The sequence below is a fragment of the Streptomyces sp. NPDC087420 genome (assembly GCF_044744165.1).
In the GTDB taxonomy this organism is placed as follows: Bacteria; Actinomycetota; Actinomycetes; order Streptomycetales; family Streptomycetaceae; genus Streptomyces.
In genome coordinates, this window is the sequence record NZ_JBIUXU010000034.1 from 1 (window position 1) to 8,865 (window position 8,865).

Below are 8,865 nucleotides of genomic sequence, written 5' to 3' on the forward strand. Positions count from 1 at the left end.
CACCAGCGTCAACGCACCACCGACCACCCGCGCCCGCAACATCCCGTGCCCGTCCAACAACACACCCACAGCACGGCCCAACACATCCAGGTCCAAATCCGCCGGAGCACCCACCACCACCCACTGGGCGTTCTTCGGCAGAGCCGCTCGTTCCCCCGAGGCACGCATGGCAGGCGTCCAAGGAATCTCTCCCACAGCCACGTCATCCACGTCGTCACTCTCAGCAGCCCCCGCGGCTTCAACCGCTCGCGCCAGCCGTTCGACGGTCTTCTCCTCGAAGACCTGCCGAGGGGTGATCACCAGCCCGGCCCGCCGAGCACGCGACGCCAACTGCATCGACATGATCGAGTCACCGCCCAGCTCAAAGAACCCCTCGTCAGCCCCCACCCGCTCCAACCCGAGGATCTCGGCGAACAGAGCAGACAGCTTCTCTTCCGTCTCCCCTACCGGCGCACGACCCGAGGCCCCTTCACCCACCTCGGGGGCAGGAAGGGTGGCCCGGTCGACCTTGCCGTTCGGTGTCAGGGGCAGGGCGTCCAACGTCACCAACACCGCCGGCACCATGTACTCCGGCAGCGCCTTTCCGACGTACTCGCGAAGCTCGGCTACCTCGGCCCCTTGCGTCTGCGGTACGACGTAGCCGACGAGCTGCTTGTCGCCGGGGCCGTCCTCGCGGGCCACGACAACCGCCTGGGCCACTCCCGGATGGGCGGAGAGGACCGCCTCGACCTCGCCCAGCTCGATACGGAAGCCACGCACCTTCACCTGCGCGTCAGCCCGCCCGACGAACGCCAACTCCCCCTCACCGTTCCAGCGCGCCAGATCACCCGACCGATACATCCGCTCACCCATCGCGAACGGACACGCCACAAAACGCTCCGAAGTGAGATCAGGACGGGCGACGTAACCACGAGCCAGACCCGCACCCGCCACATACACCTCACCCGTCACACCCGGCGGAACCGGACGAAGAAAGGAATCCAACACATAAACACGAGAGTTGGACAACGGACGACCAATGACAGGCGCCTCGTCCGCCGACGCGATACCTGCGTCGACCGGACCGGCTGTCACCATCACCGTCGCCTCGGTCGGCCCGTACGTGTTGACCACCTTCGCCCCAGGCACCCACCGGGCAGCGAGATCCGCGGTCAGGCGCTCCGCACCCAGCACCCACGTCTTCACCCCCGACACCTGCTCGGGATCCAGAACCCCGAGGAGAGAGGGCACCACACTCGCCGTGGTCACACCGTGGGCCGCGATCATCCCCGCCAACGCACCTGGCTCCGCACGCTCCTCACCCGTCGCGATCGCCAACGTGCCACCCGAACCCAGAACCACCGCCACATCCAGGATCGCCGCATCAAAACTGAACGAAGCAAACTGCAACGTCACCACACCAGGCCCAGCCCCCAACACCGGAGCCATAGCCCCCACCAGGTTCACCACACCCCGATGCCCCACCGCCACACCCTTCGGCCGACCCGACGACCCAGAGGTATAGATCACATACGCGAGCTGGTCCGGATCCATGACACCCGGCAACACGACCGGATCAGGCACAGCAGGGACTTCCTCCAGCAACACCACACGGGCCGGCCCCGAAGGCACCCGAGCCAACGTCTCCGCCGTCGCCAGGACCACACCCGCACCACTGTTCCCGATCATGTACCGCAACCGATCGGACGGATACTCAGGATCAAGCGGCGCGAAAGCCCCACCGGCCTTCCACACCGCCAGCTCCCCCACCACCACATCCACCCCACGCGGCAGACAAAGACCCACCACCCCCTCACGCCCCACACCCACACCCACACCCACACTCACCAAAAACCGGGCCAACCGGTCCGACCGCTCATCCAACTCCGCATACGACAAAACCTCAGAGCCCGACCGAACCGCCACCACACCCGCACTCGCACGAACATGCGAGCCGAACAACTCCAACAACGACCCCCCCACCACAAGCCGCCCCGTGTCATTGAACGCCCCGACCACAAGCTCCCGCTCAACCTCCCCCACCACATCGATCCGCCCCACGGCCACCAACGGATCAGCCACCACCTGCTCCAACACCCATACCAGCCGACGCCCGACCCCCGACGCCTCCGCGAGGGAGAACAGATCCGGCCGAAAGGTGAGGCGGACCTGAAGGCGGTCCGCCGGGGCGATGCCCACGGCCAGGGGATAGTGCGTACCAGCCAGGGTGTCCAACTGTCGGATCGACACAGTGCCGTCATCCCGGCCGGACTCGGAAAGAGCGACCGAGTTCCGGGGGTAGTTCTCGAACATGAGCATGGTGTCGAAGGAGGCACCCGGACCGGCGATTCCCTGAATCTCCGCCAGACTCATGTGCTGGTGGGACATCAGACGTGTCTGCCGTTGCTGAAGGTCGGCCAGCGTCTCCAGGACCGACCGCGCGCCATCCAGCCGTACCCGTACCGGCAAAGTGTTGATGAACAGCCCCACCATGCCCTCCACGCCAGGCAGCTCCGGGGGACGCCCGGCCACCGTCGCGCCGAACACCACGTCGTCCCGCCCGGCCAGCCGCGCCAACACCAGCGCCCACGCACCCTGCACCACCGTGTTCACCGTCAGCCCATGCGTCCGGGCCAGTGCCGCGAGGCCTTGAGTGGTCTCCCGGGAGAGGTCCACCGAGGTCTGCCCGGGGGCGACCGATGTCCTGCCCGGGTCGGCAGGGGCCACGAGTGTCGATTCCTCGACTCCCGCCAGTTCCGTGCGCCAGGCCTCCCGAGCCGCCGACTTGTCCTGACGGCCGAGCCAGGCCAGGTACTCGCCGTACGAATTCGTCCGCTGAAGGCCCGAAGCCTCGCCTCCGGCGGCGTAGACGGCTGCCACCTCGTTGAGCACGATCGGTGTCGACCAGCCGTCCAGCACGATGTGATGGCTGGTGACGACCAGGCGGTGCCGATCGTCCGCCAACCGGATCAGCAGCAGCCTGAGCAGGGGTGCCCGGGTCAGGTCGAAGCGCTGCGCCGCCTCGACGTCCGCCAGCCGTTCGGCCTCTGCCTGGGCCGCGGTCGCCGGCAGTTGCGAGAGGTCGACCTCCTGCCAGGGCAGTACCGCGTCCCGGGTGACAACCTGGACCGACTCGCCGGTCGCGCTCTCGTGGAAGCTCGCGCGGAGGACGGCGTGCCGTGCCACCAGGGCCTCCCACGAGGCCCGCAGTCGAGAGGTGTCCAGCCGGCCGTCGAGGGCCAGCGTCCGCCGGGTCTGATAGACGTCCGGTCCCGCCTCGTCGTAGGAGGCGTGGAAAAGCATCCCCTCCTGCAACGGGGCGAGCGGCCAGATGTCCAGGAGGTCCGGAACGGCATGCTCCAGCTCCTCCACGGCCGTCTGTTCCAGTGCCACCAGCGGAAAGTCGGAGGGCGTGTGTCCGCCGGCGACAGGGCTGGTCGTGTGGGCGGCGAGACCGGACAGGATGGTCATCCACGCCTCGCCGAGGGCCTCCGCGTCGTCCCCGTCGAGAAGGCCGTCCGGCCAGCTGAGGCTGAGTGTCAACTCCGGCCCCCGCACGGTGTCACGGATGACGGCACCGGCTTCCAGGGTGTGCGCCAATGGCATGTCCGGATCGGCGGAGCCGCCGACCGCACTCTCCCCCGCCATCTGCCACGGCCGGGCCGGCCCCGCCTCCGCGGACACGGCGGCGAACCTTCCAAGGTAGTTGAAGCCGATCTGCGGAGCCGGGGCCGCAGAGAGCACCTTCGCGGTCTCCGCGTTGAGATGGCGCAGGAGTTCGTAGCCGGTCCCGTCGCCCGGCACGGCACGGCTCTGTTCCTTGACCGCTTTCACCAGGTCACCGGCCGCGGCCCCGCCCTCGGTCACCACACCCAGGTCAATGCCGGTCACGTCCAGGCGTACCGGCTGCACGCTGGTGAACCACCCGACCGTACGCGACAGATCGAGGTCCCCGACCGGCTCGCGTCCGTGCCCCTCCACGTCCACCAACAGGTCCGCAGCCTCCGGCCGCCACCTGCCCACCGCCCCGGCCAGCGTCGACAGCAACACCTCGTGCACACCACAGTGGAACGCCACCGGAGTCCGCCCCGCCAGAGTCGCCGCCTCCCCGGCCGGCACCACCCACTCACGACGACGCAACGTCCCCGCCACATCCACCACCGGATCCAACGGCCGACGCCCAAGCAGCGGACCTTCCTCGCCCAACAAGCCCAACCAGGAATCCAGTTCGGCGGCCCGCTCCGGGCTCATCGCCTGCTCGGCCAACAGCCCAGCCCAGCGGCGGAACGACGTCCCGACCGGATCGAGTACGGCAGTACGGCCGCCGGCCAGATCCTCATACGCACGCTCAAGATCCGGCAGCAAAATCCGCCACGAGACTCCGTCCACCACAAGGTGATGCACCACCAACACCAGCCGACCCACCCGACCAGGCCCCGCATCCACCCACACCACCTGAACCATCACCCCAGCCGCAGGATCCAACCGCCCCACAGCCCCACGAGCCACCCGACCCGCCACCACATCAAGGCTTTCACCACCGGCCCCAGCACCAGCACCAGCCTCGACCCGGGTGATCAGGCTCGCGGCATCCACCGACCCCGGCTCACCCACCACCAGCGTCAACGCACCACCGACCACCCTCGCCCGCAACATGTCATGCCCGTCCAACAACACACCCACAGCACGGCCCAACACACCCAGGTCCAAATCCGCCGGAGCACCCACCACCACCCACTGCGCAAAACCCGCGCGAGCGGCCCGCTCGCCCAGAGCCCGCATGACGGGGGTCCACGGCACCTCACCGACACCCACGTCACCAGCACGCACGGCCCCACCCGCGCCCACCACTTCAGCAACCAGCGCCAACCGCTCGACGGTCTTCTCCTCGAAGACCTGCCGAGGCGAAATCACCAGCCCGGCCCGCCGAGCACGCGACGCCAACTGCATCGACATGATCGAGTCACCACCCAACTCGAAGAACCCGTCGTCAGCCCCCACCCGCTCCAGTCCAAGAACCTCCGCGAACAACCCACACAACAGCTCCTCGACCACACCCACCGGCGCCCGCCCCGACACCCGGCCGGCGAAATCCGGCTCAGGCAGAACAGCGCGATCCACCTTCCCGTTCACAGTCAACGGCAGGGCATCCAGAACAACCACCACCGCCGGAACCATGTACTCCGGCAGAACCCCCGCCACATACGCACGCACCGCCGAGGGATCAACGCCTAAACCCTCCGACACCACATAGCCGACAAGCCGCTTCTCCCCCGGACGGTCCTGTCGGGCGACAACGACGGCCTGGCCGACGGTCGGATGGGCGGACAACACCGCCTCCACCTCGCCGAGTTCCACCCGGAAGCCCCGGATCTTCACCTGCTCGTCCGCCCTGCCGAGGAAGACCAACTCCCCGCCGTCGGTCCACCGCACCAGGTCCCCGGTGCGGTACAACCGCTCGCCCGCCACGAACGGAGAGGCCACGAACCTGCCCGCTGTAAGCGCCGAACGCCCCAGATACCCCCGCGCCAGCCCGGCGCCCCCGATGTACAGCTCCCCCGCCACGCCCGGCGGTACCGGAAGCAGAAAGGAGTCCAGGACGTAGGTCCGCCGGTTGTCGAGCGGGCGGCCGATGGGCAGCACGCCGGGCGAATCGCCGCCCGGGTGCAGGACGTGCGACGTCGCGCAGAGGGTGATCTCGGTCGGACCGTACAGGTGTCTGACCGAGACCTCCGGGCAGACCTCCCGTACCCGGCGGACGGATGCGGCGGGAACCACATCGCCGCCGGTCAGTACCTCACGCAGGCCGAAAAGACTCTCGGGGGACTCCTCCGCCAGCACCCGGAACAGCCCGGCGGTGACGTGTGCGACCGTCACACCGTCGGCCACCGCCTGGCGCAGTCGCTGGGCGTCGACGGCGCCGGGCCCGGCGATCACCACGCGGCCGCCCGCCGCGAGCGGGACCCACACCTCGAACAGGGAGATGTCGAAAGCGTGCGGGGCGTGCATCAGGACCGCGTCGTCCGCGCCGACAGACCAGCCGCGCTCTCCGACGAGAGCGGCCACACTGCCGTGCGGGACGGCCACCCCCTTGGGCACCCCGGTCGACCCGGACGTGTACATCACATAGGCCAAATCCTCGGCAGACGACAGAAACCGACTGCCCTCATGAAGGGAGACCTCGGAGGCCTGAGAAGCCGAGGAAGCCGAGGAAGCAGCTACGGCCGCCGCCACCACCGGATCGTCCAACACCAACGCATCCGGCACGAGTTCCGCAGGGAGCACACCGCGCGTCTGCTCCGTGCAGACCACCCTCGCCGGGGCGGAGTCGGACAGCAGGAACGCGATCCGCTCGGCGGGGTAGCCCGCATCCACGGGTACGTACGCGGCTCCGGCCTTCCAGATCGCCAGCAGGGTCACCAGCAGATCGGCGGAGCGCTCCATCAGCACGGCCACGCGGTCGCCGCGACGGACACCGGTGCCCGTCAGGTACGACGCGAGCCGCGCGGAGGCGGTGTCCAACTCCTCGTACGAAAGGTGCGTCTCCCCGTCGACAACAGCCACGGCGGCCGGCGCGCGCCGCACCTGGGCGGCGAACAGCTCGGGTACGGAGTGGCTCAGAGTTGGGGCCGCCGTCGCGTTCCAGGCCTCAACGACCTGTCCGTGCTCGGACCCGGTCACCACGCCGAGCCGGCCGACCGGCAGCGACGGATCGGCCACCACCTGCTCCAGGACCCGCACGAACCGGTCGAAGACGGCCTGGGCGGCAGCGCCGTCGAAAAGGTCCGGCCGGTGGTCGAGCTTGACGCGCATCGTGTCGCCAGGTGCCACGACCAGCGTGAACGGGTAGTGGGCCGCCTCCTGGCCACCGGAGAGACGGATCGCGAAGCGGTCCGGAGTGGTCGGTTCGGCTTGGGGCAGAGGGTAGTTCTCGTAGACCACCAGCGTGTCGAAGATCGCGCCGGGGCCGACCAGGCGCTGGATCTCGGAGAGTCCCAGGTGCTGGTGGGACATCAGCGCGGACTGGCGCGCCTGGAGGTCCGTCAGCAGGTCAAGGAGGGGCTGCCCGCCGTCAAGGCGTACCCGTACCGGCAAGGTGTTGATGAACAGGCCGATCATCGACTCGACGCCCGGCAACTCCGCGGGCCGACCTGCCACCGTCGCCCCGAACACCACGTCCTCCCGGCCGGCCAGCCGCGCCAGCACCAGCGCCCATGCCCCCTGCACCACCGTGTTGACGGTCAGGCCATGGGTACGGGCCAGGCGCACCATGCCCCGCGCCACTTCCTCGGGGATCTCGGTGATCAGGCTCTCGGGGGCCACAGGCGTCCTGCCCGGATCGGCCGGCGCCACCAGCGTCGGCTCGTCGGCGCCCGCCAGTTCCTCCCGCCACGCGGCGCGCGCGGCTTCCTTGTCCTGCGCTGCCAGCCAGGCCAGGTAGTCGCGGTAGGGGGAGACCTGCGGAAGCCCGGCGATCGCGTCAGCACCGGATACGGCACCGGATAGGGCACCGGCACCGTTTCCCCGCCCGGCAAGCGCACTCGCACCCCCCGCCTCGTAGATCCGCGTGAGTTCGTTGATGAGTACGGGTACGGACCAACCGTCCATCACCACGTGGTGGCTCGTCAGCACCAGGCGGTGCCGGTCCTCCCCGAGCCTGATCAGCAGCACGCGCAGCAACGGAGCCGAGGCGAGGTCGAACCGCCGCGCCTGCTCCCCGGCGGCCAGCCGCTCGACCTCGGCGGACGCCTCGACCTCCGGCAGCCCGGAGACATCGGCCTCCTGCCACGGCAGTACGACCTCTCGCGCGATGACCTGCACGGCATCACCCGACTTGCGCCGCCGGAAACTCGCCCGCAGCGCCGCGTGCCGGGCGAGCAGCGCCTCCCACGCCCCCCGCAGCCGGTCCGCGTCGAGCGGACCGATCAGGTCGAAGTTCCGTTGTCCCTGATAGACGTCGGGGCCCTGGTCGTCAAAGGCGGCGTGGAAGAGCAGCCCCTCCTGCAACGGCGAGAGCGGCCAGACATCCTCGACACGGGATCGGGTCATCACTTCTTCTCCTCAGCGGCTTGCATCGAGATGTCTAGAAGTCGTGGTTGTTGTCGTTGTCATCGGCGAACTCGGCTTCGAGTTCGTCCACTTCGTCCTGTGCGAGGTTCAGAAGACCGAAGTCGGAGGGGGTGTGTCCGCCTGCGGTGGGGGCGTCGGTGTGGGCGGCGAGTCCCGCGAGCAGATCAGTCCAGGCCGCGCCCAGCGCCTCCGCGTCGGCCGCCTCCAGGACTCCGTCCGGCCAGCTCAGCGTGAGCGTCAGCTCCGGACCCTCAGCCGTGTCACGAATGACAGCACCCGCCTCGACCACATGCGTGACCGGCATATCAGGATCGGCGGAACCACCCACCGCACTGTCCCCGGCCATCTCCCACGCCCCCACCGAAGCAGAACGGCCGGACACAGTAGCCGCCGCGAACCGACCCAGATAGTTGAAACCAATCTGGGCGCGAGGAGCAGATTCGAGAACAGGCCGAGTCTCCGGGTTGAGATGGAGCAACAGTTCGTAGCCAAGACCGTCGCCCGGGGCCTGGTTGACCTGCTCCTTGACCACCTTCACCAGGTCGCCGGCGGCGGCTCCACCTTCGGCCGCGTCCATCAGGTCGACGTCGGTCACGTCCAGGCGTACCGGCTGCACGCTGGTGAACCACCCGACCGTCCGTGACAGATCAACGTCACCGACGGGCTCGCGTCCGTGCCCCTCCACGTCCACCAGGACGCTCGCCGCTTCCGGCCGCCACCTGCCCACCGCCCCGGCCAACGTCGACAGCAACACCTCGTGCACACCACAGTGGAACGCCACCGGAGTCCGGCCCGCCAGTGTCGCCGCCTGCCCGG

At 69.0% G+C, this 8,865-nt stretch carries 2 protein-coding genes; both read right to left on the reverse strand.

The window, feature by feature from the left end; all coding sequences use genetic code 11:
• The coding region (locus ACIO1C_RS35820; RefSeq protein ID WP_401871998.1) for an amino acid adenylation domain-containing protein at positions 1-8,028 on the reverse strand (8,028 nt) is incomplete at its 3' end.
• Between the two features lie 34 nt (positions 8,029-8,062).
• Positions 8,063-8,865, reverse strand: an 803-nt coding sequence (locus ACIO1C_RS35825; RefSeq protein ID WP_401872001.1) for a condensation domain-containing protein, incomplete at its 5' end; no start/stop codon positions are given.